The sequence below is a fragment of the Caballeronia glathei genome, assembly GCF_000698595.1.
GTDB lineage: Bacteria > Pseudomonadota > Gammaproteobacteria > Burkholderiales > Burkholderiaceae > Caballeronia > Caballeronia glathei.
In genome coordinates this window covers 84,522-110,069 of record NZ_JFHC01000020.1, presented here as the reverse complement: position 1 = coordinate 110,069, position 25,548 = coordinate 84,522, and the positions used below count along the sequence as shown (strand labels likewise).

Annotated in this window: 23 protein-coding genes; 10 read left to right on the top strand and 13 right to left on the bottom strand. The window is 67.7% G+C overall.

Annotation, left to right across the window (positions count from 1 at the left end):
• The first annotated feature begins 118 nt into the window (after positions 1–118).
• Genes BG61_RS14985 through BG61_RS14960 form a run of 6 tightly spaced genes read left to right on the top strand, consistent with a single transcriptional unit; the run spans position 119 to position 5,845 of the window.
• Positions 119–1,177 (top strand): LacI family DNA-binding transcriptional regulator, encoded by a 1,059-nt coding sequence (locus tag BG61_RS14985; protein WP_051672539.1) that lies wholly within the window; start codon positions 119–121, stop codon positions 1,175–1,177.
• The gene (locus BG61_RS14980) at positions 1,164–2,168 is read left to right on the top strand and encodes an ABC transporter substrate-binding protein (protein WP_035934139.1); all 1,005 of its coding nucleotides are present in this window, start codon (positions 1,164–1,166) and stop codon (positions 2,166–2,168) included. The genes BG61_RS14985 and BG61_RS14980 overlap by 14 nt, the downstream gene beginning before the upstream one ends.
• An 18-nt stretch (positions 2,169–2,186) precedes the next feature.
• On the top strand, positions 2,187–3,023 hold the full coding sequence (locus tag BG61_RS14975) for an ABC transporter permease (RefSeq protein ID WP_035934141.1): 837 nt from the start codon (positions 2,187–2,189) through the stop codon (positions 3,021–3,023).
• Between the two features lie 8 nt (positions 3,024–3,031).
• Complete coding sequence (locus BG61_RS14970; RefSeq protein WP_051672538.1) at positions 3,032–3,913, top strand: ABC transporter permease; 882 nt, start codon at positions 3,032–3,034, stop codon at positions 3,911–3,913.
• Positions 3,914–3,932: 19 nt separating this feature from the next.
• Positions 3,933–4,979, top strand: a complete 1,047-nt coding sequence (locus tag BG61_RS14965; RefSeq protein ID WP_035934142.1) for an ABC transporter ATP-binding protein — start codon at positions 3,933–3,935, stop codon at positions 4,977–4,979.
• 41 nt (positions 4,980–5,020) lie between these two features.
• Positions 5,021–5,845 (top strand): phosphodiesterase, encoded by an 825-nt coding sequence (locus tag BG61_RS14960; RefSeq protein ID WP_035934144.1) that lies wholly within the window; start codon positions 5,021–5,023, stop codon positions 5,843–5,845.
• Between the two features lie 35 nt (positions 5,846–5,880).
• Here BG61_RS14960 and BG61_RS14955 read toward each other — a convergent pair whose 3' ends face one another.
• The gene (locus BG61_RS14955; RefSeq protein ID WP_035934146.1) at positions 5,881–6,876 is read right to left on the bottom strand and encodes an AraC family transcriptional regulator; all 996 of its coding nucleotides are present in this window, start codon (positions 6,874–6,876) and stop codon (positions 5,881–5,883) included.
• Positions 6,877–7,032: 156 nt separating this feature from the next.
• Between BG61_RS14955 and BG61_RS14950 the strand changes: the two genes are divergently transcribed.
• Positions 7,033–7,866: a Rossmann-fold NAD(P)-binding domain-containing protein gene (locus BG61_RS14950; protein WP_035934148.1), complete on the top strand. Its 834-nt coding sequence runs from the start codon at positions 7,033–7,035 to the stop codon at positions 7,864–7,866.
• 72 nt (positions 7,867–7,938) lie between these two features.
• Here the strand turns inward: BG61_RS14950 and tcuC are convergent, their stop codons facing one another.
• The 6 genes from tcuC to BG61_RS14920 form a co-directional block, all read right to left on the bottom strand.
• Positions 7,939–9,258 (bottom strand): MFS transporter, encoded by a 1,320-nt coding sequence (gene tcuC / locus BG61_RS14945; protein ID WP_035934151.1) that lies wholly within the window; start codon positions 9,256–9,258, stop codon positions 7,939–7,941.
• A gap of 88 nt (positions 9,259–9,346) precedes the next feature.
• Complete coding sequence (gene tcuB, locus BG61_RS14940; protein ID WP_035934153.1) at positions 9,347–10,516, bottom strand: tricarballylate utilization 4Fe-4S protein TcuB; 1,170 nt, start codon at positions 10,514–10,516, stop codon at positions 9,347–9,349.
• Positions 10,503–11,909, bottom strand: a complete 1,407-nt coding sequence (tcuA, locus tag BG61_RS14935) for an FAD-dependent tricarballylate dehydrogenase TcuA (RefSeq protein WP_035934155.1) — start codon at positions 11,907–11,909, stop codon at positions 10,503–10,505. The genes tcuB and tcuA overlap by 14 nt, the downstream gene beginning before the upstream one ends.
• 79 nt (positions 11,910–11,988) lie before the next feature.
• Positions 11,989–12,951: a LysR family transcriptional regulator gene (locus tag BG61_RS14930; protein WP_035934156.1), complete on the bottom strand. Its 963-nt coding sequence runs from the start codon at positions 12,949–12,951 to the stop codon at positions 11,989–11,991.
• A gap of 46 nt (positions 12,952–12,997) precedes the next feature.
• Complete coding sequence (locus BG61_RS14925) at positions 12,998–13,687, bottom strand: DUF4410 domain-containing protein (protein ID WP_035934157.1); 690 nt, start codon at positions 13,685–13,687, stop codon at positions 12,998–13,000.
• A 16-nt stretch (positions 13,688–13,703) separates the two neighbouring features.
• Positions 13,704–14,930 carry a GGDEF domain-containing protein gene (locus tag BG61_RS14920; protein WP_063741025.1) on the bottom strand — a complete coding sequence of 409 codons (1,227 nt, stop codon included), beginning with the start codon at positions 14,928–14,930 and terminating at the stop codon, positions 13,704–13,706.
• Positions 14,931–15,247: 317 nt separating this feature from the next.
• Here BG61_RS14920 and BG61_RS14915 point away from each other — a divergent pair, with 317 nt between their 5' ends.
• Together BG61_RS14915 and BG61_RS14910 are read left to right on the top strand one after the other, a co-directional pair.
• Positions 15,248–15,850, top strand: a complete 603-nt coding sequence (locus tag BG61_RS14915; protein WP_051672537.1) for a cytochrome b — start codon at positions 15,248–15,250, stop codon at positions 15,848–15,850.
• A gap of 65 nt (positions 15,851–15,915) precedes the next feature.
• Positions 15,916–17,367 carry a glycosyltransferase family 2 protein gene (locus tag BG61_RS14910; RefSeq protein WP_035934233.1) on the top strand — a complete coding sequence of 484 codons (1,452 nt, stop codon included), beginning with the start codon at positions 15,916–15,918 and terminating at the stop codon, positions 17,365–17,367.
• 36 nt (positions 17,368–17,403) lie between these two features.
• On the opposite strand, the gene ggt is transcribed toward BG61_RS14910, so the two are convergent.
• From ggt to BG61_RS14880, 6 genes are read right to left on the bottom strand one after another with little or no spacing between them, the layout of a single operon-like run.
• A complete protein-coding gene (gene ggt / locus BG61_RS14905) occupies positions 17,404–19,041 on the bottom strand; it encodes a gamma-glutamyltransferase (protein ID WP_035934158.1) in 1,638 nt (545 codons plus the stop codon).
• Between the two features lie 25 nt (positions 19,042–19,066).
• Positions 19,067–19,939 carry an ABC transporter permease gene (locus tag BG61_RS14900; protein WP_035934161.1) on the bottom strand — a complete coding sequence of 291 codons (873 nt, stop codon included), beginning with the start codon at positions 19,937–19,939 and terminating at the stop codon, positions 19,067–19,069.
• On the bottom strand, positions 19,939–20,883 hold the full coding sequence (locus BG61_RS14895; RefSeq protein WP_035934163.1) for an ABC transporter permease: 945 nt from the start codon (positions 20,881–20,883) through the stop codon (positions 19,939–19,941). The genes BG61_RS14900 and BG61_RS14895 overlap by 1 nt, the downstream gene beginning before the upstream one ends.
• Positions 20,884–20,889: 6 nt before the next feature.
• A complete protein-coding gene (locus tag BG61_RS14890) occupies positions 20,890–22,395 on the bottom strand; it encodes an ABC transporter substrate-binding protein (RefSeq protein WP_035934165.1) in 1,506 nt (501 codons plus the stop codon).
• Positions 22,396–22,421: 26 nt separating this feature from the next.
• A complete protein-coding gene (locus BG61_RS14885; protein ID WP_035934167.1) occupies positions 22,422–23,501 on the bottom strand; it encodes an ABC transporter ATP-binding protein in 1,080 nt (359 codons plus the stop codon).
• A complete protein-coding gene (locus tag BG61_RS14880; RefSeq protein ID WP_035934235.1) occupies positions 23,498–24,523 on the bottom strand; it encodes an ABC transporter ATP-binding protein in 1,026 nt (341 codons plus the stop codon). The genes BG61_RS14885 and BG61_RS14880 overlap by 4 nt, the downstream gene beginning before the upstream one ends.
• A gap of 121 nt (positions 24,524–24,644) precedes the next feature.
• Here BG61_RS14880 and BG61_RS14875 point away from each other — a divergent pair, with 121 nt between their 5' ends.
• The gene (locus BG61_RS14875) at positions 24,645–25,511 is read left to right on the top strand and encodes a LysR family transcriptional regulator (protein WP_035934169.1); all 867 of its coding nucleotides are present in this window, start codon (positions 24,645–24,647) and stop codon (positions 25,509–25,511) included.
• The last annotated feature ends 37 nt before the right edge of the window (positions 25,512–25,548 follow it).

Sequence of the window (25,548 nt, the reverse complement as noted above, 5' to 3'; positions counted from 1 at the left end):
CACAACCCCGAGCGCCAGCGAAATCCCCTTCACATTGCAGTCACACAGGCTCCGCATAATGCGCATGCACTGAAAACGTTTACACCGCCACCCCACGTCGTGGGGACCTGCAGAGAAAATGCCTTCGACCATCAAGGACGTCGCCGCTCACGCGAGCGTATCCATCGCGACGGTATCGCGCACGATCAACGCGCCGCATCGCGTGAATGCCGAAACCTTGGCGCGGGTGCGCGAATCGATCCAGGTGCTCGACTTCACCCCGAGCGCCCTCGGTCGGCAACTGCGCGGCGAGCGCACGCGCCTCATCGGCGTGATCGTCCCGACGCTTGCGAATCCGGTATTCGCCGAGTCGCTGCAAGGCGCGGACGAAGCCGCCTCGGCCGACGGCTACCGGCTCATGCTCATGACCACCGAGTACGACACCGCCCGCGAGCGCGCCGCCATCGAAACGCTTCGCGAACAGCGCGTGGACGGCCTCATCGCTACCGTCGCGGACGCCGGCGCCAACACGCTGCTCGACGAACTCGACCGCGCGGAACTGCCCTACGTCCTCACGCACAACGACACCCCCCACCGCCCCTCCGTCTGCGTGGACAACCGCCGCGCCGCGCGCGAAGGCGTGCACGCGCTGCTCGCGCGCGGACATCGCAACGTGACGATGGTGGCGGGCAGCTTCGCGGCCTCCGACCGCGCACGGCTGCGCTATCAGGGCTACGCGGACGCCATGCAGGAAGCGGGTCTCCAGCCGCTGCCCGCCGTCGAAATCGACTTCAACGCGGACGATGTTCCCGATTCGCTCCTCGCCGGCCTCGTGCGCCGCGGCGATCGCCCCACGGCGCTCTTCTGCAGCAACGACCGCCTCGCGATGGTCGTGATGCACGCGCTGCGCCGCGCGGGCATCGACGTGCCGCGCGACATGTCCGTCCTCGGCTTCGACGGCATTCCGCTCGGCGAACTGATGCAGCCCGCGCTCGCGAGCATCGCCACGCCGAACCGCCTGATCGGCCGCACGGCCTGGCGGCAGCTTGCGCCGCTGCTCGGCCTGGCGGGCGATGCGCACGCGCCGCAATGCACGACGCTCCCTCACCGCTTCAGGCCGGGCGCAACCATAGCGGAACCCGATTCAGCCCAACGCCTTCATTCCCTCTCGCCGGAGACACCGCATGAACATCCGTAAGCTCGCCGCGACGCTCCTTGCGACGCTCGCCGTCACGACAGCCGCGCACGCCGACAACACGGCCATCTGCTACAACTGCCCGCCCGAATGGGCCGACTGGGCAAGCCAGATCGCCGCGATACAGAAGGCGACTGGCATCCGCGTACCGTTCGACAACAAGAACTCCGGGCAGTCGATCGCGCAGCTCATCGCGGAGCAGAAGAGCCCGGTTGCGGACGTGGTGTACCTCGGCGTGTCGTCGGCGTTTCAGGCGAAGGACAAGGGCCTCGTGCAGCCGTACAAGCCCGCGAAGTGGAACGACATTCCCGCCGGCATGAAGGACCCGAATGGCGCGTGGTTCGCCATCCATTCCGGCACGCTCGGCTTCATGGTCAACAAGGACGCACTCGAAGGCAAGCCGGTGCCGCGCTCGTGGAACGATCTGCTCAAGCCCGAATACAAGGGCATGGTGGGCTATCTCGACCCGGCATCGGCGTTCGTCGGCTATGCGGGCGCGGTGGCGGTAAATCAGGCGCTCGGCGGTTCCTTCGACAACTTCAAGCCCGGCCTCGACTGGTTCGAGAAGCTCAAGGCCAACGCACCGATCGTGCCGAAGCAGACGGCCTATGCGCGCGTCATGTCGGGCGAGATCCCGATCCTGCTCGACTACGACTTCGACGCGTACCGCGCGAAGTACAAGGACCATGCGAACGTGGAATTCGTGATCCCGGCCGAAGGCACGATCGCGGTGCCATACGTGATGAGCCTCGTGAAGGGCGCGCCGCATCAGGCGAACGGCGAGAAGGTGCTCGACTTCGTGCTGTCGGACGAGGGCCAGCGCCTCTGGGCCAACGCTTTCCTGCGGCCGGTGCGGGGCGCCGCGCTGCCTCCCGACGTCGCCGCGAAATTCCTGCCCGCATCCGACTACGCCCGCGCGAAGAACGTCGATTTCGCCCGCATGGCCGACAAGCAGAAAGAGTTCGGCGAAGCGTACCTGCGCGTGATGCACTGATTCCGAAGGCGATTCGACATGCACGATCTCACGTTCCCGCTGCGCACCCGCATCGCGCTCATCGCGCCCGCGCTGGCGGTGTTCGTCGCGTTCTGGCTACTGCCGCTCGTCGCGCTCCTGCAGGCGAGCGCGGCGCCCGACGGGCACGCCAGCGCCTTTGCCGCGTATGGCGCGGTGCTCACGAACCAGCGCTATCTGCACAGCCTCGTGTCGACGATCGTGCTGTCGCTTGCCGTGACCGTCGCGACGCTCGCGCTCTCCACGGTCACCGGGCTCTTTCTCGCGCGCCATAGTTTTCCGGCCAAGCGTCTGATGGTCGCGCTGCTCACCTTCCCCCTCGCCTTTCCGGGCGTGGTGGTCGGCTTCATGGTGATCATGCTCGCCGGGCGGCAGGGCCTGATCGGCGCGATCTCGGCGCGGCTCACCGGCGACAAGTGGGTGTTCGCCTATTCGGTCGGCGGCCTGTTCGTCGGCTATCTGTATTTCTCGATACCGCGTGTGATCGTCACCGTGATGGCCGCCGCCACGAAACTCGACGCGTCGCTGGAAGAAGCGGCGCGCTCGCTCGGCGCGTCGCCGTGGCGCGTCTTCGCGGACGTCGTGCTGCCGGCGCTCAGGCCGGCCCTGATCGCGGCGGGCGCGATCTGCTTCGCCACCGCGATGGGCGCATTCGGCACCGCGTTCACGCTCGCCACCGACCTCGAAGTCCTGCCGATGACCATCTACACCGAGTTCACGCTCAACGCGAATCTCGCGACAGCCGCCTCGCTCTCGCTGATCCTCGGCTTCGTCACGTGGGCGGTGCTCGCGCTCGCCCGCAGCATGACCGGCGCGGCCGTCGCCGCCACCGCGTGAGGGCCGCCATGTCCGCGCGCACGGCACCCCGGCGGTTTCTCACCGCGCTGCAGTTCGCGCTCACGCTGGCGCTCGTCGCGTTCCTGGTCGTCCCGGTCGTGATGTCGGTGCTCGCCGGGCTCACCGTGAACTACTTTCGGGGCGTCGCGAGCGGCCTCACGCTGCGCTGGCTCACAGAGGTCTGGTCGATGTACCAGGGCTCCGTCTGGCTCTCCCTCGAGATCGCGCTCGCCACCGTCTGCATCACCGCCGTGATCGGCGTGCCTGCCGCCTACGTGCTAGCGAGAAGCCGCAGCCGCGCGGCACGCGTCGTCGAGGAGCTGCTGGTGCTGCCCGTCGCGCTGCCGGGGCTCGCGTCGGCGCTCGCGCTGCTGTCGGTGTATGGCGGCTTCGGCGCGTTCCGCTCGAGCATGTGGTTCATCGTCGTGGGCCACGTGGTCTTCACGCTGCCGTTCATGGTGCGCTCGGTCGCGGCCGTCTGCGCGAGCAGCGACCTCGGCACGCTCGAAGAAGGCGCGGCGAGCCTCGGCGCCACGTTCACGCAGCGCTTCTTCACGATCGTGCTGCCGAACGTGCGGCCCGGCATCGTCGCGGGGGCGCTCGCGGTGCTCACGCTGTCGATCGGCGAATTCAACCTCACGTGGATGCTCCACACGCCCGACACGAAGACGCTGCCCGTCGGCCTCGCGGATGCCTACGCGTCGATGCGGCTCGAAATCGGCAGCGCCTACACGATCCTGTTCCTGCTGATGACGCTGCCGTTCCTCGTCGCGATGCAATGGCTCGGCGTCGATCCGGCCGGCGCGCGCATCGCCCGCCGCGTGAAGACGCGCAAGGCCGCGCAGAACGAAACGCCGGGCGTCACCTCAACTTCCGTCGAACCTGCCTAATCTGCCTGATCTGCGCCTGATGAAACTCGAAGCCGTTTCCGTCACCCTGCGCCAATGCGCGAAAACCTTTCGCGGACAGCGCGTCCTCGAACCCGTCGACCTGACGATCGAAGCCGGCGAAACGATGGTCCTGCTCGGCCCCTCGGGTTGCGGCAAGACCACGACGCTGCGCATCATCGCCGGTCTCGAAACGCCCGATACGGGCGGCCGCGTGCTCTTCGGCGGCGAAGACGTAACGCCCTTGCCGATCGAGCGCCGTCAGGTCGGCATGGTGTTCCAGAGCTACGCGCTCTTTCCGAACCTCACGGTGCGCGGCAACGTCGGCTATGGGCTGCGCATCCGCCGCGTCGATCCGGCCGAAGCGCGCCGCCGCGTGGACGAACTGCTCGCGATGACCGAACTCACCGCGCACGCCGACAAGCCGATCGACGAGCTGTCCGGCGGCCAGCGCCAGCGGGTTGCGCTTGCGCGCGCGCTCGCGCCGCGTCCGCGCGTGCTGTTGCTCGACGAGCCGCTCACCGCGCTCGACGCGCGCCTGCGCGAAAGCCTGCGCGCCGACATGAACGCGCTGCTGCGCGAACTGCGCGTGACGAGCGTCTACGTGACGCACGACCAGGCCGAAGCGATGGCGCTCGCCGACCGCATCGTCGTGATGAGCGCGGGGCGCGTCGAGCAGTGCGGCACGCCGCGCGACATCTATCACCGGCCCGCCAACCGCGCGGTCGCGCAGTTCATCGGCACGTTCAACCGTGTCGCGGGCGTGTGCCGCGGCGATTCGCTCAGCACGCGCGGCGGCGTCGTGCCGATGCACGCGCGCGCCGCCCGCGATGGCGACGCCGTCGAGCAGTTCTTCCGTCCCGAGGACGCGCAGATCGTTCACCCGGCGTCCGCGCAGCTGTGCGGCTCGGTGACCTCGGCGCAGTTTCTCGGCGAGCGCACCCGCCTGAAGATCGACGGCGCGACGGAGGACACGCTCACCGTCGACGTGCCGGGCCGCATCGAACTCGCGGCGGGCACGCTCGTCGGGATTTCGGTTCGCGACGAAGGCTGGCTGACGTTCGCGTGACGCTTTTTCGCCTGACGCAACCCCGTTCAACAGGAGTCACCATGCTGTTAGCCCAGATCTCGGATCTGCACATCAAGCAACCCGGCGCGCTCGCGTACCGCAAGATCGATACGGCCGCCTGCCTGCGGCGCTGCGTCGAGCGGCTGAACGCGCTCGTGCCGCGTCCGGACGCCGTGCTCGTCACCGGCGATTTGACCGACTTCGGCACGCGCGAGGAATACGCGCATCTCGCGGCGCTTCTCGAACCGCTCGAACTGCCGGTGTATCTGATGGTCGGCAATCACGACGACCGCGCCGCGCTGCGCTCGGCGTTCGACGCGCCCTACCTGCACGCCGCCGCGGACTTCGTGCATTACGCATTCGACCTCGGCGAACTGCGCATCATCGCGATGGATTCGCAAGCGCCGGGCGGCAGCGCGGGAACGCTCTGCGATGCGCGCCTCGACTGGCTCGCCGCGCAACTCGACGCGGCAGGCGGGCGGCCGGCGATCGTCGCGCTGCATCATCCGCCGTTCAGGACCGGCATCGGGCACATGGACGAGATCGCGCTCGATACACCGGCGGCCGCGAAACTGGCCGCGCTGATCGGCGCGCATCCGAACGTCGAGCGCGTGCTGTGCGGGCATCTGCACCGGCCGATCAGCGTGCGTTTCGCGGGGACGATCGCGTCGACGGCGCCCTCCACCGCGCATCAGGTCGTGCTCGATCTGCGCCCGGACGCGCCGTCCGCGCTCGTGCTCGAGCCGCCCGCGTTCACGCTGCACCAGTGGCAGCCGGACACGGGCGTGATTTCGCATCACGCTTACGTCGACACGTTCGACGGCCCGTATCCGTTCTTCGATGCCGGCGGCAAGCTCGTGGACTGAGGGGCCGGGCAAGACCGGCAATGAGGGCGCTCGTCTCAGCCGAAGCGATGCATGCCGCGCGGCCAGCCGGCCGCTTGCGCAACCTCTGCCGCGGCGGCGCGCCGCGCGGCACCGGGCGACACGCCCATGACCCGCTTGAACGCCCGGCTGAACGCGGCTTCCGAATCGTAGCCGAGGCGGCTCGCCAGTTCCGCGAGCGGCGCTTCGGTTTCCCGCAGGCGCGTGAGGGCGGCCTGCATCTTCCAGCGCACGGCGTAGCGCATCGCCGGTTCGCCGACGAGCTGCGTGAAGCGCGCCGAAAACGCCGAGCGCGACATGCCGACCGTATCGGCAAGGGACGCCACCGTCCAGTTGCGCGCCGGATCGCGATGGATCGCCGCGATCGCCCGTCCGATCTGCCTGTCGCGCAGCGCACCGAGCCAGCCCGCCTGCGCGCCGGCGTCGCGTGCGATCCACGCGCGCACCGCCTGGATCACGAGAATGTCCGCGAGACGCGTGATGACCGTCTCGCCTCCCGCGTTCAGCTGCTGCGCCTCGGCGGCGATGAAGCGCAGCGTGCTCTGTATCCACTCCATTTCCGGCGACTTCCACGTATCGACGCGAATCAGCTTCGGCAGAAGACGAATCAGCTGATGCGCGGCCGGGTGGTCGAAGCGCACGAGCGCGCAGATCATCGTGGCAGGCGCGCCGCCCTCGCCGTGCCGCAGGATTTCGTAGCGGTTGCTGACGGCCTCGCGCGACAGGTCGAACAGTCTCGCCGCCGGAACGCCGGGCTCGCTCGCGAGCCGGTGGCCCGCGCCGTGCGGAACGAGCGCGAGATCGCCTGGGCGCAGGAGGCAGGGCTCGGCGCCTTCCACTTCCAGCAGGCACTGACCGGCCGTGACCACATGGAACATCAGGCAGTGCTCGAACGGCGGAAGCTCCAGCGCCCACGGCGCGCTGAACTCCGAGCGGCAATAGAACGTGCCGCTCATGCGCAGAAAATGCAGCGCTTCGCCCAGGGGGTCGTCGGGAGGTGGCAGTTCGCTCATGTGTCCAGTGTAGGCGTCCGGTCCCGGTCGAGTCCACTTGCCTGGACGATCGGGCATGAAATACGGATCAATCGACATTGTTGATCCTGTGCACCGTGCCTATCCTGGACGCAAGGTCACAGCAATCGCGTGACCCCCATCCTGGAGGAGCGAACAATGACTGCGCAAACCATTCTGGTGCTCGGCAGCACGGGCAAGACCGGCCGTCGCGTGGCGGAGCGCCTTGCGTTTCGCCATCTGCCGGTGCGGCACGGCTCGCGCTCGGCCACCCCGCCGTTCGACTGGGACGACCGCGCCACGTGGGCGCCGGCGCTCGACGGCGTGCGCGCCGTCTACGTTTCGTATTACCCGGATCTGGCCGCCGAGGGCGCCGCGGACGCGATCCAGTCGTTCACGGACCTCGCGGTCAAGAGCAGCGTGCGGCGCCTCGTGCTGCTTTCCGGACGAGGCGAAGCCGAAGCGCAGCGCTGCGAGGAGATCGTGCGCCAGTGCGGTATCGAGTGGACGCTGTTGCGCTGCAGCTGGTTCGCGCAAAACTTCAGCGAGGCGCATTTCCTCGAGCCGATCCTCGCGGGCGATGTCGCGCTGCCCGTTGCCGAGATCGGCGAGCCGTTCGTGGACGCGGACGATATCGCCGACGCCGCGGTCGCCGCGCTCACGCAGGATGGTCACGCGGGGCAGTTGTATGAACTGACCGGCCCGCGCTTGTGGACGTTCGCGCAGGCAATCGACGAGATCGCGCGGGCGACCGGGCGGCCGATCCGCTTCACGCGGATTCCGGCGGAACAATACGTCGCCGCACTCGAAGAAGCGCAGCTCCCGCCGCAACTCGTCGATCTGATCCGGTATCTGTTCACCGAAGTGCTCGACGGCCGCAACGCGTCCGTTGCGAACGGCGTCGCGCGCGCGCTCGGGCGGCCCGCCCGCGATTTCACCGATTACGTGCGCGAAACAGCGGCAACGGGCGTCTGGGGCGGCGCCTCGCGCTGAGCGGCGCGGCGTCGGGTTGCGGCCCGTGTCGCGGCTTCATGGCGCGGCGCCGCCAGCCATTCAGCCGTGCGCTCAGCCGAGCTTCGCCTGCAACTCGGCGGCCCCGCCGCGCCGGTACAGCGACAGCGTCGCGCAGAACCCGCACAGCGCCGCGAAGATGAGCCAGTAGGCGGGCGCGGCCTTGTCGCCGGTGGCCTCGATCAGGTACGTCGAGACGGCGGGCGTAAAGCCGCCGAACACGGCGGTCGCGAGACTGAACGCGAGCGAGAATCCGGCGACGCGCACGTTGACCGGCATCACCTCGGTCAGCGCCGCGACCATCGCGCCGTTGTACGCGCCGAAGAAGAACGAGAAGTACAGCAGCACGGCCAGCATGCGCAGGAAGCTCGGCGCGTGCGCGAGCCATTCCAGCGCGGGATAGGCGGTCACGACGGCGAGCGCGGACACGAAGAGCAGGAGCGGCCGCCGTCCGATGCGATCCGAGATCGCGCCGCCGATCGGCAGCCAGATGAAGTTCGACAGCCCGACGAACAGCGTCACGATCAGGCTGTCCGACGTGCTCAGGTGCAGCACGGTCTTGCCGAACGTCGGGGTGTAGACCGTGATCAGATAGAACGTCGTGGTGGTCATCGCGACCATCAGCATGCCGGCGATCACGGTCTTCCAGTTGGCGAGCATCGAGCGGAACACTTCGGACGTGGCCGGATGATGCGCGCGCGACTGGAACTCGGCGGTTTCCTGCAGCGAGCGCCTGAGCACGTACAGAAACGGCACGATCAGGCAGCCGATGAAGAACGGCACGCGCCATCCCCACGCGCCGATCTGCGCCGTCGAGAGCATGCCGTTGAGCGCATAGCCGAGCGCCGCCGCGACGATGATCGCGACCTGCTGGCTCGCGGACTGCCACGCGGTGTAGAAACCCTTTTTGCCCGGCGTCGCCATTTCCGCGAGATAGACCGAGACGCCGCCCAGCTCCGCGCCCGCCGAAAAGCCTTGCAGCAGCCGCCCGATCAGCACGAGCGCGGGCGCGAAAAGACCGATGGACGCATAGCCCGGCACGCAGGCGATCAGGATCGTGCCGCTCGCCATGATCGACAGCGTGACGATCAGGCCGCGGCGGCGCCCCACCTTGTCGATGTACGCACCGAGCACGATCGCCCCGAGCGGGCGCATCAGGAAACCCGCGCCGAACACGGCGAACGTCTGCATCAGCGAGGCGAAGTCGCTTGCGGACGGAAAAAACGTGCGGGCGATGAACGTCGCGTAAAAGCCGAACAGGAAGAAGTCGAACTGCTCGAGAAAGTTGCCGCTCGTCACGCGCAGGACCGCGCCCATTTTCGATGCGGCGGACGCCGTCGCGCCGAGTGCGCGGGGTTGATGCTGTGAATCCATGTCGTCTCCTGAGACCTTTTGAATGCGCCGATGTCGTTGTTGGTTTGCCGCGTGCCCCGATTTCGTGTGCGTCCCCGCGCGGCCCGGGTCAGTCCTCGACCAGAAGGCCGCTCGGGCGCCGCTTCTCCACGGCCCATTTCAGCAGCGCGGCGCTGCGATAGATGCCGTGCGCGAACTTCCCGTAGGGCAGCGTCAGGAAGAGCGCCATGACGATGCCCAGGTGCACCGCGAGCAGGAGCGCCATCATCGAGGTGTCGCGCAGCATCAGCAGCGCGAGGCCGCTTGCGCTCGTGAGCAGCAGCAACGCGATGAAACCGCGGTCCATCGGCCGCTGCGCAACGTCGCCGTGCTGAGGATGGCGCTTCAGGTTGAGCCACAGGAGCCCCGCCGGGCCCGCCAGCAGGCCGATGCCGCCCGCCGCGCCGAGCACGACCGGCAGGCTCGCCAGCGCATACGGCGCCTCGAGTTTCAGCAGATAGTGGTAGAGCGTCGCGACGCATGTCGATGCGAAACACAGCATGAAGCCGTAGAACGTCAGATGGTGAAAGCGCCTGCGAGCAAGCGAGAACGCGTCGCTTGCGTTGTTGCATCCTTCGCCGTGGCCGCCGCCGAGATAGTGCAGGCTCAGCACGTCGTGCGCCGCTTCGCCGATCGCCGCGCCCGACATCGCACCCGGGTCCTCGTTGCGCCAGAAGCGGCGCACGCCCACGCCGAGCGCGATCATCGAGAAGAGGAAGACCGCGCCGAAGAGCAAGGCGAGCGTGTTGTGCGGAAACACCGCATAGAAGTTGCCCGCGAGCGGCGGCAGGAAGAGCGAGCCCTTCATCGCTGTCGCGAGAATCAGGAAGAGCGCCAGTCCGCCGGCGAGCGCGACCGCGATCGTCAGCCCGTTGCGCTTGTAGAGCGCGCCGAATCCGGCCGGCCAGGCGTAGTCGACGTAGGTCTGCCTGCGCACCTCGGCCATCGCCTTCGGCACGTTGACCGCGAATTCGTGCGGCGGCGCGTACTGGCAGGAATGCAGGCAGGCGCCGCAGTTGTGGCAGAGGTTCGCGAGAAAGTGCGCATCGGCGCGGCCGAATTCGAGGCGGCGCGTCATCGCGGGGAACACGGCGCAGAAGCCTTCGCAATAGCGGCACGCATTGCAGATCTGCATGATGCGGCTGACCTCGCCCTCGGCGGCGGTCATCGCGGATACGACCGTGATTTCGTTCGAGGCGAGCGCACTGGCCTCGCGGGTGAGCGCTTCAAGCGACTGCATGACGGGTTTCCTTCGATTTCAACGCGGCGTTCGCCGCCTGTGTTCCGGCGATGCGTCCGAACGCGGTGCCGATCGCCATGCCGACTCCCGCCGTATAGCCCTTGCCGAGCACGTTGCCCGCCATCATCTCGCCCGCGACATACAGGTTCGGACTCGGCTTGCCGCCGAAGTGCACGGCCGAGTGCTCGTTCACCTTCAGCCCGAGATAGGTGAACGTGATGCCGGGGCGAAGCGCGAACGCGTAGAACGGCGGCTTGTCGATGGGTTGCGCCCAGTGCGTCTTCGCGGGCGTTAGGCCCTCGGTGTGGCAGTCGTCGAGCACGGAGTGATCGAACGTGCCGACGCGGCAGGCGGCGTTGTAGGCCGAGAGGGTCTTCAGGAAGCGCGCTTCGTCGAGTCCCGTTGCCCGCGCAAGCTCGCCAAGCGTATTCGCCCGCGTGCCGGGGAACACCGGCGGCATGAAGCGGCCGATCGCCTTCGAGTCGATGATCGAATAGCCGATCTGCCCCGGCTGCTGCGCGACGAGGCGGCCCCAGATCGCATAGCGTTTGGGCCAGAAATCCTCGCCTTCGTCATAGAAGCGCTCGGCGTTGCGGTTGAGCACCACGCCGAGCGACACGCAGTCGACGCGCGTGCAGATGCCGCCGTCATAGAGCGGCGCGCGGGCGTCGATGGCGACGCAGTGCGACTGCGACGGATCGCCGACGGCGTCCGCGCCCGCATCGATCATGTACTTGAGCAGCACGCCCATGTTGAAGCGCGTGCCGCGGATCAGGAAATTCTCCGCGACCCATTCGCCGTTGACCTGCCCCCACGCCTCACGCAGCCACTCGCGGTTCGATTCGAAACCGCCCGCCGCGAGCACGCAGCTCTTCGCCTCGATGCGCTCGCCGCCGATGCGGGCCGCGACGAACCGGTCGCCGTCGAGCTCGATCGCATCGACCGGCGCGTTGTAGCGAATGCCGATGCCGAGCGCTTCGGCGCTGCGGTAGTAGGCGTTCACGAGCGCCTTGCCGCCGCCCATGAAGAACGCGTTGGTGCGCGCGACATGCAGCGCGCCGGAAAGCGGCGGCTGAAAATGCACGCCGTGACGGCGCATCCAGTCGCGGCACGTCGACGATGCGCGAATGGCGAGCCGCGCGAGCTTCTCGTCCGTGATGCCGCCCGTGACTTTCAGCAGGTCCTGCCAGTACTCTTCTTCGGGATATGCCTCGACCAGCACGTCCTGCGGCGCGTCATGCATGCAGCGCAGATTGCGCGTGTGCTGCGAATTGCCGCCGCGCCATTCGCGCGGCGCGGCTTCGAGCATGAGCACCGACGCCCCGGCCTCGCGTGCCATCAATGCGGCGCACAGGGCCGCATTGCCCCCGCCGATCACCAGTACATCCACCATCGTTTGACGTCCCCCACCAGTTGCGCAGAGTGTAGGGCGCCAGGTCTTCAGCCGCCAGCATCAAGCTGGCAATGGGTGTTCACGAATCGTGAAGGGGCTGGCTCGGGACCGGACGGGTGTCTGCCGCGAGCGTCGCGCCCGCCCATTCGCCGCGCGCGACGAGCGTGCGGGCGACATCCGCGAGCACCACGCGCGCCGCGAGGCCGGCGGGCGAAAGCTCGTCGTCGGACAGGCTCACGAGCTGGTTCGGGCGCACCATGTGGGCGTCGCTGATGGCGAGCGCGCGAAACGACGACGGGTCGCGCCGCGCGAGCGCCGCGCCCGGCTGGATCGTCACGCCGAGCCCGCCGCCTACGGCATCCATCAGCATCGCGAGGCCGTCGATCTCCGCGACGATGTTCGGCTCGCACTTCACCCGCGCGAAGGCGGTGGTGAGCAGCGAGCGCAGGCCATGCGGGCCGCTCGGGAGAATCAGCGGAAGCGGCGCGATCTGCGCGAGCTTCACTTTCTTGCCGCCGGGCATCGGCTCGAACTGCGCAGACGATATGGCGAAAAGGCGTTCGTCGAGTAGGGGCGTCGCGCTGAAGCGCCTGGCGGCGCCGCTCTGGAACAGGATGGCGAGGTCGATCTGGCGCGCGCTCAGCATCGTGGCGAGATGGCCGGAGAGGCTCTCCACCATGCGCAGGCGCACGTCGGGGTAGCGCTCGCGCATCGCGCGCATGAACGCGAGGCCGAGCACGCCCGTCGTGCTCGGCGCCATGCCGACGCTCACATGGCCCGACAGGCGCGCGTGCCGGGCCGCGTGCGCGGCGTCGTCGACGTGGCGCAGCGCGAGCTGGGCCTGACGCCAGAACGCGAGGCCCGCGTCAGTGGGGCGCACGCCATTGGCCGTGCGCTGCAGCAGGCGCGTGGACAGTTCGCTCTCCAGCCGGCTGATCTGCTGGCTCAGCGCCGACGTCACGACACCGAGGTCCGCCGCGGCGCGGCCCATGCTGCCGTACTCGACGACACGAACGAAGTAGCGAAGCTGGCGCAGTTCCAAAAGTGTTCCTTTGCGGTATGACGAATCGTGCGCCGAAGTGACGGCGCTAGCGCGGCGGCACAGCGCGCAGCCGCCCGACGACCGTCTCCGAGATCTGCCCGGCGGCGCGCTCGATGGTCGAATGCTCGTCGCGGCCGTCGAGCACGAACTTCGCCGCGATCACATAGGGATTGAGTTTCACGATCGCGCCCGGCTTGTCGCGGCTCGTGCTTTCCTCGACGTTTTCATAGAGCGGCCCCTGCTGCGGCGAGGAAAGATCGTCGAGGGAAACCGCGACCTGCAGGTCGTTCTGGCCCGCGCCGAAGCCCACGACCGCGCGCCGCAGGCGGTTGCCCTCGTCGACGTTCAGAAACACGCCGCGCACCCGGTAGCCGCTCGGCGGCACGGGCGCGCCGGGCAGCAGGCGGCGCGCGTCGAGGCCCGCCTTCGTCAGATCCGCCGTCAGTTGCTCCGACATCTGCGAGACGATCTCGCGCGCGTGCGCCTGCGGGTCCTGCTGCGAGTGCAGCGGGCCGCGCGGCAGGATGCCGCCCGCGAGACGCCGCGCGCGCGAGCCCGGGCCGCTGTCGGGCTCGACATCGGCCACGTCGAGCTCGAAATCGGTCACGTAGACCAGGGGCGGAGCAGTCGGCGCGGAATTCGGTGCGGAAGCCGTGCCGGCCGCGAGACTCGCCGCCGACATGACGCCAAGGCATCCCGCCGCGGCGAGCGCGGAGCGCAACCAGTGAAGTCCCATGATCGCTCTCCGCTATTCACGTGTCGACGTCGCTATCGTACTGCACGCGGGCAGCGGACACGAGCGGCCGCCCGCGGCGGCGCATCACGCGTGCGCCGCGGGCGCCGCGAGGGCCCAGCACGTCTTGCCCCCGCGCCTTCGCGGCATAAAGCGCGCCGTCGGCCGCCTTCAGGATGGTGTCGATGTCCTCGCCGTGATCGGGCACCAGCGCGACGCCGATGCTCGCGCTGATGCGGATCGAGTTCGCGTGGCCGAGATCGAACGGCTGCGAGACCGTTTCGATCAGGCTGTCGGCGAGCGGCGGCACGTCGGCGCGCTTCACCCGCTGAACCAGCAGCACGAACTCGTCGCCGCCGATGCGCGCGACCACGTCGCATGCCCGCACGCACGCGCGCAAACGTTGCGACACGCCGATCAGCAGCGCATCGCCGGCGGCGTGGCCGTAGCGGTCGTTGACCGGCTTGAAGCCGTCCAGGTCCAGATAGAAGATCGCCGCCCGGTGCGCGCCCGGCGCGAGGCCGCCCGACATGGCGTCGATCGCATGAACCAGACCCGCGCGGTTCGGCAGGCCGGTGAGCAGGTCGTGCCTCGCGCGGCGGTCGTTTTCCCGCTCGGCCTTCATCGTGGACACGAGCAGCTTGTTCAGCCGGAACGCCGCGATGCTCATCGCGAACAGATAGAACGGTATCTGGATCAGGACGAGCAGCAGCACCGGCTGGCCGGAAAGGGCGCCCGCCGGACAGCACGGCCCGAGCGAGAGCAGGATCATCACGGCGACGAGACGCGGCGCGCCGAAGTTCCGGAAGCAGATGCCGCCCACCATCGCGGCCGCCGAAAGACACGAGAGGGTCGCCGCCACCCAGTCGCCGCTCAGAATGCTGACGAACGCGCCATAGCCGACGCTCGCGCCCCACAGCACCGCGAGCAGGACATAGCTGTCGGTAGGCGTGCGCCTGCCGGACGCGGCGGTGCGATGCGCCATCAGGAGCAGCACGAGTCGCGCCGAGCACAGGATCACCTCGATCACGAACCACGTGACGAAGGGTGCCGTGGGCCGGCGCAGCGCGATGACGAGCGACACGGCGATCGTATTGACCACGCCACCCGCGAAGATCGGCAGCGTGCCGAACAGGCTCGCGACCAGTGCGGAGCGGATATCGTCCGGCACGTCGTGACCCGCGTGCAGCAGCCACCGCGTCAGCCGCCAGCGCGGCAGGCTGAACGTGATCACCTGGTTATTCATGAATTCCTGCCTGATACAACGAGCGCAACCCGCGAACCACGAACCCGGCGAGCCTTTCGCACGGGTACCGGCGCGGGCGCGCCACCTGTCAACACTACCCGGCTACCTGTATATCGGCCGGATTTCAAATGTCTTGAGCGCGGGCCGCCGGTCAGCCGCGCCACGCATCACGGATCACGCGCATGCACTTCGTAAGGAAATATCGCGCAATCGATTGCCGCCGGCGCCGCTGGAATAAATCGCGTACACGGATCGTTCATCTAGGAACGGTTAGCGCTGCCCTGCGAAAGCGGCGCCCACATGAACGAACGGACCCCATGAGCCTCACCAACACCCGCAGCACCTTCGAACAGATGGCGGCGGAGCCCGCCTCGAAATACACCCGCACCGCGATGGTGCTCCACTGGACCATCGCGCTGCTGATCATCGTGAACGTCATGCTCGGTCTCGGCAGCGAATCGCTGCCCGACAGCATGGTCCGCTTCGCGATCGATACGCACAAGTCGATCGGCATCACGGTGCTCGGCCTCGTGATCCTGCGCATCCTGTGGCGCACCACGCATCGGCCGCCGCCGATGCCGCGCAGCTTTCCGAAGCTCGAGCAGATCGCGGCGCATGTCGCGCACTTCCTGCTCTACCTGCTGATGATCGCGCTGCCGCTTTCCGGCTGGATGCACGACTCCGCATGGAAGGACGCGGCCACGCATCCGATGTACTACTTCGGCCTCTTCACGTGGCCGCGCGTCGGCTTCATCGAGCATATCGACCCGCAGGTGAGGGAGACGCTGCATACGCGCCTCGGGATGCTGCACACGTGGTTCGGCTACGCGCTGTACGCGCTGTTCGCAATGCACATCGGCGGCGCGCTGAAGCATTCCTGGATCGACCGGCGCTCGGTCATCTCGAGGATGGTCCCATGAACGCGCGCACGCCTCTGAGGCTCGTTACATCGCGGCAGGAACCGCAACCGGAACCGGAACGCTCCTTGAAAACCTCTCTCGAAGACGCCCTCGCGATCGCTTCGCCGCGCATCGCGCCGCGCGGGTTCACCGTGCCGGGCATCGTCATTCATTGCAGCGTCGTCGTGCTGTGGGGTCTGCTGTTCGCCCGCGCGTTCTTTCTGCACGGCGTGGTGGCATGGTCGACGGGCATCGCCTACGTGATCTACGACACCATCCTGCTGCTTTTCGTCGCCGTGAAGACCCTGCCGCTCGCGATGCCCGCACGGCCTCGCGCGCCCATGCCGGATAGCGGCGACATGCCGGGCCTCGGCGTGATCGTCGCCTCGCACAATGAAGCCGCCGTGCTGCCGATCACGCTCGACGCGCTGCTCGCGCAGGAGCACGGGCCCGCGCAGATCGTGATCGCCGACGACGGTTCCACCGACGGCACCATCGCGCTGCTCGTCTGCCGCTACGGCCTCGTCGCAGCGCCCGAAGGCGAACTGAGCGCGCCGAGCACGCTGCATCCGAACCTGTACTGGATGCGCGTGCCGCATGGCGGCAAGGCGCGCGCGCTGAACGCCGCGCTCACCGCGATGACCACCGAGACCGTCATGACCGTCGACGCCGATACGCTGCTCGCGCCCGACGCCACGCTCGCGATGCGCCGGGCGTTCGCGGAAAGCGGCAAGCTCGTCGCGGCGGCGGGCATCCTCGTGCCGGTGTGCAGCAGGACGATGTCGGGCCGCTTCTTCCAGTGGTTCCAGACCTACGAATACATCCGCAACTTCATCTCGCGCTTCGCATGGATGCGCGCCGACAGCCTGCTGCTGATCTCGGGCGCGTTCGCCACGTTTCGCCGCGACGCGCTCGTCACGGTCGGCGGGTTCGATCCGCAGTGCCTCGTCGAAGACTACGAGCTGATCCACCGCCTGCGCCGCTACGCGGTGGATCACGGGCTCGACTGGGACGTGCGCGTGGTCGGCGACGCTCATGCGCATACCGATGCGCCGAGCAGCTTCGGCACGTTCCTGCGCCAGCGCCGCCGCTGGTTCGCGGGCTTCCTGCAGACGCAGTACTGGAATCGCGACATGACGGGCAACCGCCGCTATGGCACGCTCGGCCTGCTGATGCTGCCCGTGAAGGCGTTCGACACGCTGCAGCCCATCTACGGCCTGACGGCGTTTGCGCTGCTGATCGGCTTCATTTGCGAGGGACGGGGCACGATTGTCGGGCCGGCGTTCGGCGTGATCGGCGGAAAGATCGCGCTCGACTTCGCGTTCCACCTCTGGTCGGTGCATCTGTACCGGCGCTGGACGGGCGAGCGCGCCGGGTCTGCGTTCGGCATGGCGGTGCTCGCCTCGATCGCGGAGCCGTTCACGTTCCAGCTGCTGCGCCACTGGGGCGCGGCGCTCGGCTGGCTCTACTTCCTGCGCCGCCAGCGCGCATGGGGCGCGCAAAGCCGCGCGGGACTGGTGGCACCGGACAAGGCCTGACATCCCCGAGCCCGGCGCCACCCGCCGGGCGCCTGCTCAGAAGCCTGCGGCGAGCCCGTCGCGGCGGCTGTCGCTGGCCGCGACGTAGCCGCGCTCGGGATCATTGCGATCGAGCTTCCAGATGTACTGGCCGGAGCCGAAGTCCATGTAGGGGTCTTCGATCGACTTGATCGTATGGCCCAGCGCCTGCAGCGCCGACGCGGTCTTTTGGTTCAGCGTCGCTTCGACGTCGATGCTGAAGTCGCGGTTCACCTTCCAGCGCGGCGCATCGCACGCGGCCTGCGGCTGCTGGCCGTAGTCGAGCATCCTCACGATCGACTGCACGTGGCCCTGCGGCTGCATGTCGCCGCCCATCACGCCGAAGCTCATCACCGCCTCGCGCGTGCCGTTCACGTCCTGCGTGAGGAACGCCGGGATGATCGTGTGAAACGGCCGCTTGCCGCCCTCCACCACGTTCACCGATTTCGGGTCCATCGAGAATCCGCAGCCCCGGTTCTGCAGCGAGATGCCCGTGTCCGGCACCACCACGCCCGAGCCAAAGCCCATGTAGTTCGACTGAATGAAGCTCACCATCATGCCGCGCTCGTCCGCCACCGACATGTAGATCGTGCCGCCCGCCTTCGGCATGCCGAAATCGAACTGCGTCGCCTTCTTCGGATCGATCAGCTTCGCGCGCTCGGTGAGGTAGGCGTCGTCGAGCATCTGCGCCGGCGTCACGTCCATCGAGCGGGGGTCGGCCACGTAACGGTACAGGTCGGCGAACGCGAGCTTCATCGCCTCGATCTGCAAATGCTGCGACTCGATGTTGTCGACGGTGAGCGACTTCACGTCGAACTTGTCCAGGATGCCGAGCGCGATCAGTGCGGCGATGCCCTGCCCGTTCGGCGGAATCTCGTGGACCGTGTAGCCGCGATAGTCCTTCGCGATCGGCTCGACCCACTCCGCGCGATAGGCGCGCAGGTCGGCCGCCGTCATCGCGCCGCCGTGCTGCTTCGCGAACGCCGCGATCTTGTCGGCCGTCTCGCCTTCGTAGTACGCGCGCGGCCCCTGCTCGGCCAGCATGCGCAGCGTCTTCGCGTGGCCGGGAAAGCGCACGAGCTCGCTCACCTCGGGCGCGCGGCCGCGCGGCATGAACACGTCGGCGAAGCCCGGCTGGTCCTTCAGATCGGGAATAGCGGCCGCCCACTTGTGCGCGACGATGCTCGCTACCGCGTGCCCGCGCTCCGCAATCTCGATGGCCGGCTGCATCAGGTCGCCGAACGGCAGCGAGCCGAACTTCGCATGGAGCGCCTCCCATCCCGCGATCACGCCCGGCACCGTCACCGCGTCCCAGCCGCGCTTGGGCTGGATCGCCACGCCGTTTTCCTCGCCGTACTTGCGCCTGAAGTAGTCCACGTTCCATGCGGCCGGCGCCACACCCGACGCATTCAGGCCGTGCAGCTTCGCGCCGTCCCAGACGAGCGCGAACGCATCGCCGCCCAGGCCGCACGAAACCGGCTCGACGACCGTGATCGCGGCCGCAGCGGCAATCGCCGCATCGACCGCGTTGCCGCCCTTCCACAACATGCGCAGGCCGGCCTGAGCCGCGAGCGGATGCGAGGTCGAAACGATGTTGCGTGCGAACACCGGCATGCGCGGCGTCGGATAAGGGTTTTGCCAATTGAATGAAGTCATACGAGTCGTGTGTGCTTGCGGAGCGTCAAAGCTCGCGGGGATCGAGGGCGTCGCGCAATCCGTCGCCCAGCAGGTTGAAGCCTAGCACCGCCAGGAAAATGGCGATGCCCGGGAAGATGGACATCCACGGCGCCTGATCGACGAAGTCCTTCGCGGTGTTCAGCATCGATCCCCACGAAGGCGCCGGCGGCAGTTGCCCGAGTCCGAGAAACGACAGGCTCGCCTCCGCGATGATCGCCATGGCGACCGTCAGGCTCGCCTGCACGATGATCGGCGGCAGCACGTTCGGCAGGATATACCGCACGATGATCCGGAAGTCGCCGAGACCGATGGCGCGCGCGCCTTCCACGTAGTCCTCGGCCTTCACGCTGAGCGCCTGGCCGCGTGTAAGACGCACGAACCGCGGCATCGCGGAGACGCCGATCGCGATCATCGCGTTCGTCAGGCTCGGGCCGAGAAACGCGGCGAGCGCGATCGCGAGGATCAGGAACGGGATGGACAGGAGCGCGTCGGCGAGCCGCGAGATGACGCCGTCGACGAGCTTGCCGAAGTAGCCCGCGAGCAATCCGAGCGGCACGCCGATCGCGACCGCGATGCCGACCGACACCACGCCCGCGAGCAGCGACGCCCGCGCGCCCCAGATCATGCGGCTCAGCACGTCGCGGCCGAGTTCGTCGGTGCCGAACCAGTGCGCGGCGTCGGGCGCCTTGCGCACGGTCATGAAGCTTGCCTGAACCGGGTCGTAAGGCGCGAGCCACGGCGCGAACAGCGCGACCAGAACGACCAGCGCGACAATCAACGCGCCCGCGACGGCGGCGCGATTCTTCATGAACTTCGCCAGGCCGCGATGCCGCCTGCGCGGCAGCTTCTCGGCGGCGATAACAGGGAGCGTGGCCATCAGCTTCGCCTCAGCCTCGGGTTGAGCAGGATATAAAGGACATCGGCGAACAGATTCACCACGATGAAACTGACCGCGGTTACGAGCACCACGCCCTGCACGACCGCGTAATCGCGGTTGAACACCGCATCGACGATCAGCTTGCCGAAGCCCGGAATCGTGAACACCTGCTCCGTGAGCACGGCGCCCGCGAGCAGTTCGCCGAACAGCAGCGCGAGCACGGTCACGATCGGAATCAGCGCATTGCGGAACGCGTGCTTGATGACCACCGTGCCGCGCAGGAGACCCTTCGCGCGCGCGGTGCGGATGTAGTCGGTGCGCAGCACGCTCAGCATCGCGCTGCGCGTATGGCGCATCAGCTGCGCGCCGAGCGCCGCGCCCAGCACGAACGCGGGCATCAGCATGGTCTTGATGCTCATCCAGAAATCCTCCGACGGCGACACGTAGCCCGACGAAGGCAGCAGATGCCAGCGCACCGACACCACGAAGATCAGGATGATGCCGAGCCAGAAGTTGGGAATCGACATGCCGGAGAGCGCGAGCACGTTCGCGCCGTAGTCGAGCGCGCGCCCCTTGTTCGCCGCCGACAGCACCCCGAGCGGCAGGCCGATCCCGATTGCGAGGATCATGCCCATCACCGCCAGTTGCAACGTGACCGGCAGCTTCTGCGCGATCAGCGTCGTCACCGGAACGTCGGTGCGGATCGACGCGCCCAGATCGCCGCGCAGCATGTCCTTCATCCACAGCACGTACTGCGCGGGCACGGGTTCATCGAGGTGATACTTCGCGCGCAGCATCGCGATGACCTGCGGATTCTGGTCCTCGCCCGCCATCGCGAGGACCGGGTCGCCCGGCAGCATCTTCTGCAAGCCGAAGATCATCATCGACACGAGTATCAGCGTCGGGATGGCAACCAGCACGCGGTTGGCGATGATGCGCAGCATGACCCCTCACCCCTTGATGCTCATGCCGCGCAGGCGGATCAGCCCGTCCGGGTACGGCGTAAATCCCTGGACCTTCTTCGAGAGCACGTAGGGCCACGGCTGTACGTACAAATAGACGATCGGGTCTTCGTCGGCGAGGATCTTCGAGGCCGCGTCGTAGAGCGGCTTGCGCTGCTCCACCGTCGATTTCACGCGGGCGTCGTCGAGCAGGCGGTCCACCTCGGGGTTGCAATAGAGGCCATAGTTGAGGTTGCCCTTGCAGCTCACGAACTGATGCAGGTTGCCGTCCGGATCGATGCGGCCCGACCAGCCCAGATACAGCAGCTCGAAATCGCCCTTGTGCGCGGCGTTGAGCGCCGCGGCATAGTCGGTCGGACGCAGCTTGAGGTTGATGCCCGCTTCCGAGAGCATGGCCTGCAGCATCTGCGCCATCTGGTTCGACACGGTGTTGTTGCCGAACGTGAGTTCCACGTCGACCTTGTCGTAGCCCGCCGCCTTCAGGAGGGCCTTCGCCTTCGGGATATCGCGCTTCGTGGTCTTGATCGACTTGTCGTAGTACGGGCTCGATGCCGTCAGCGGCTGATTCGCCGGGGCGAAGATGCCTGCGCCGATCACCTGGTTGATCGCGTCGCGGTCGATGGAAAGCTCGAACGCCTCGCGCACGCGCTTGTCCTTGAGCGCCTTCGGCGCACGCGCGCCGTTCGAGATATTGAACGTGAGATCGTAGAAGCCGAGCCCCGGGATCGACACGAAGTTGAGGTTGCGGTCGTTCTTCGCCGTGTTCACGTCCGACGGCGCGAGGCGCTCGAGCATGTCGAGCGAGCCTGCGCGCACGTTCGCGAGACGTACGGTGGCGTCGGGCACCGGCTGATAGATCACCTTCTGGATCGAATACTTGTCGGCGTCCCAGTAGCCCGCGAATTTCTCCAGCACCACACGGTCGTTCTGCACGCGCTGCACGAACTTGTACGGGCCCGAGCACACCGGATGCGTCGCGACGCCCGCGTCGTCCGCGAGCGTCCTGGGCGCGAGCATCATGCCCGCGCGGTCGGTCAGCGTTGCGAGCAGCGCCGAGTCGGGCGTCTTCAGCACGAAGTTGACCGTGTATTCGTCGACCACGTCCACGTGATCCACCGACGCCAGTTCGCTCTTGCGGTTGCTCGCCGGCAGCGTGCGCGAGCGGTCGATGTTGGCCTTCACCGCGGCTGCGTTGAACGGCTCGTCGTTCTGGAACTTCACGCCGTGGCGCAGCTTCATCGTCAGCGTCTTGCCGTCGGCGCTCGTGCTCCATGAAGTTGCGAGCATCGGCACGATCTTCAGGTCGGGCGAGATGTCGACGAGCGAATTGCACAGCGAGTTGAGCACCATGCGGTCGACGACCTGGCTGCTGCGCGCAGGATCGAGCGTGCCGATGTCGTCCTGCAGGCCGATGCGGATGGTCGACTGCGCCATCGCGCTTCCGGCGCTCATGGCGCCTGCAGCAAGTACCCCGGCTACAAGGATGTTACGCATGCGGTCTTTCCTTCGAGTTTGAATGATCACTGGTTGCGTGCCGTATCGGTGGCGGCCTGACGTTCGCGATAGACGGCGAGGCGCTCGACGAGCTTCGCGCTCACGCTCGCCCGAAGCGGCGCGCCGCCGCCCGCGTTCTGGATGTCGCGCCAGAAATGGCACGAGACCGAGCGGCCGTCGGGGAGCGTCTGCGCCGGCGGCTTCTGCTCGCGGCATACCGGCCTCGCATGCGGACAGCGCGGATGAAAGCGGCAGCCCGGCGGCGGCGAGGTGGGGCTCGGCAGGTCGCCCGTCAGCGCGACGCGATCGCGCCGCTCGCGCGGGCTGCTCGCGGGAATTGCCTGCAGGAGCGCCTGCGTATAGGGATGCAGCGGCGTGTCGAAGAGGTCGTCGACGTTCGCGAGTTCGACGATCTCGCCGAGATACATCACCGCCACGCGATCGCTCATGTGCCGGATCACCGCGAGATCGTGCGCGACCATGATGAGCGTGAGGCCGAGATCGGCCTTCAGCTTTTCGAGCAGGTTGATCACCTGCGCCTGCACGGAGACGTCGAGCGCGGACACGGGTTCGTCGCCGACGATGAGGCGCGGCTCGCCCGCGAGCGCGCGCGCGATGCCGATGCGCTGGCGCTGGCCGCCGGAGAATTCGTGCGGGTAACGGTCCGCGTACTCGGGATGCAGGCCGACCGTGCGCAGCAGCTCCGCCACGCGCTCCGCGCGCGCCTTGCCGTGCGCGAGGCCGTGCAGCCCGATCGGTTCGCCGATGATGCGCGCTACCGTCATGCCGGGATTCAGCGACGCGAACGGGTCCTGAAAGATGATCTGCATCTCGCGGCGCAGCCGCCGCAGCGCCTGCACGCCGAGATGCGTGATATCCCTGCCCTGATAGATGACCCGGCCTTCGGTTGCGTCGATGAGGCGCAGCAGCAGCCGTCCGAGCGTCGACTTGCCGCATCCCGATTCGCCGACGATCGCGAAAGTCTCGCCCTCCTGCACCGTGAACGAGACGCCGTTCACGGCATACACGGTCGGCGAGCGCGAGAACAGATGGCGCGCGCCGCCGAAGTGCTTCGTGAGCGCGCGTGCTTCGAGAATCGCGCTCATGCGGTCACCGCGCGCAGTTGCGTGCCGATCGAGGTTTCCACCGGCGCGACCCAGCAGGCCACGCGATGCGTGCCGCCCACGAGCTTGTCGGGCGGCACCGCATCGATGCATCGCGCTTGCGCGAACGGACAGCGCGGCGCGAAGCGGCAGCCCTTCGGCATGCGCTCGGGCGCAGGCACCGAGCCGCGGATCGTCGCGAGCTGCCCTTCGCGCCTGCCGACCGACGGGATCGCGCCCATCAGGCCGATCGTGTAAGGGTGCTGCGGATCGTCGAATATCTCCGCGACGGGACCATATTCCACGATGCGCCCCGCATACATCACCGCGACGTGATCGGCGACCTCCGCGACCACGCCGAGGTCGTGCGTGATCAGGATCATCGCGGTGCCGGTCTCGGCCTGCAGATTGCGCACGAGCGAGAGGACCTGGGCCTGGATGGTGACGTCGAGCGCAGTGGTGGGCTCGTCGGCGATCAGGAGCTTCGGGCGGTTGGCGAGCGCCATCGCGATCATCACGCGCTGGCGCATGCCGCCCGACAGCTCGTGCGGATACGCGTCGAGCCGGGTCTCGGGCGCGGGAATGCGCACGAGCCGGAGCATCGCGAGCGCCTCGGCGCGGGCCTCGGCGCGCGCCAGCCCGCGATGCCGCGCGACGCACTCCGCAATCTGATGGCCGACCGTGAACGCCGGATTCAGCGAGGTCATCGGCTCCTGAAAGATCATCGACATGCGGTTGCCGCGCACGTCGGCGAGTTCGCGCTCGGAAAGCTTCAGCAGGTCGCGGCCGTCGAACATGGCCGTGCCCGCGACGATGTTGGCGGGCGGGCTCGGCAGCAAGCCCATCAGCGCGAGCGAGGTCACGCTCTTGCCGCAGCCCGACTCGCCGACGATGCACAACGTCTCTCCCGCGTTCACGGCAAGCGAAACGTCGTCGACGAGGTTGGGAACGTTCACGTCCCGCGAGAATTTGAGCGAGAAGCCCGCCACCTCCAGCACCGGGCGGTGCTCGACAGGCGTGTTCATGGTCTGCTGCTTCAGCACTGCGTCGAAATCCGGTAAAAAATCATTTAGTGATTATGTCGAACACCGGGCATCAGAAAATATTAATATTTCTTAATCACACTCAATTTTTATTTAAGCATCGATGCTCACGATCCGCATGCTGAAGACTTTCCGGCTGGTCGCGAAGACCGGCTCGTTCGCCGCCGCCGCGGACAAGATCGCGCTGACCCAGGCCGCCGTCAGCCTGCAGATGCGCGGGCTCGAAGAGGCGCTCAACCGCGAACTGTTCGACCGCAGCGGCCGCCAGATCACGCTCACGCGGGCGGGCCGCGAGATATCGCCGAAGGTCGAGCAGATCCTCGACCTGATGGCGCAACTCGAAGCGAAGCCTGCAAATTCGATGCAGGGGCCGGTCACGATCGGCGCGGTGGTGTCGGTGATCGGCGCGCTGTCGCTCGTCGTCGCGGGGCTGAAGACGGCTCATCCGCTCCTCGACGTGCGTCTCCTGTCGGCGCGCTCCGACGAGCTGACGGTGATGGTCGATGAAGGCGAAGTGGACATTGCGGCCGTGGTCGCGCGCCCCGACGACACGCTGCCCGAAGGCCTGATATGGACGCCGCTCTATACCGAGCCGCTCATCCTCGTCGTGAACCGCGAGGTCACGGACACCGACGTTCAGCGCGTGCTGCGCGCGCACGGCTTCCTGCGCTTCGACCGGCGCGTGCGCACCGGCCTCGTCGTGGATCAGGCATTGCACACGCTCGGTCTGGAGGTGAACGAGTATCTGGAACTCAATTCGATCGAGACGATCGTCGCGCTGGTGCGCAAGAACGTCGGCGTCACGGTGCTGCCGAAGCTGCACAGCGGCGACTGGGACGCGGACCCGTCGCTGCGCCTCGTGCCGATCGCCTATCCGCCGATCACGCGCACGGTCGGCATGATTCACCGGGCGTCATACGGACAGACGGGGATCACCGAAGCGATCGTCGACATGCTGCATTCGGACTAGACGCGCAAGGGCCGCCGGCGAGGCGCGTGCCCCGCCA